The sequence below is a fragment of the Massilia genomosp. 1 genome (genome assembly GCF_011682185.1).
Lineage (GTDB): Bacteria > Pseudomonadota > Gammaproteobacteria > Burkholderiales > Burkholderiaceae_D > Telluria_A > Telluria_A rubra.
The window spans coordinates 1-251 of sequence record NZ_WHJF01000636.1 but is presented as its reverse complement, the minus strand read 5'-3'; the positions used below and the strand labels follow the sequence as shown (position 1 = coordinate 251).

Genomic DNA, 251 nt, shown 5'->3' with positions numbered 1-251 from the left:
CATCTGGCTTGGGGATGCCGACGCGACGCACCGGACTAGGCCGATACGTGCCTGCCATCAGCTGCTTGCGGATGGTCGGTAACGCGGTCACCAGATAGCGGCCAGTCTGAGCAATGTCCATACCATCGACGCCTGCCGCTCCCTTGTTTGCTTTCACGCGTTTCCACGCGCGTTGCATGTTCTCCCTCGCAAGCACCTGCGCGAGCAGGCCTTGCCCTGCACCTATCGTTTCATGTCGCGGGGATGATGTT

Annotated in this window: 1 pseudogene; it reads right to left on the bottom strand. The window is 61.0% G+C overall.

What is annotated here, in order from left to right:
- Nucleotides 1-251: pseudogene (locus F1735_RS37250) on the bottom strand (group II intron reverse transcriptase/maturase); the annotation flags it as partial.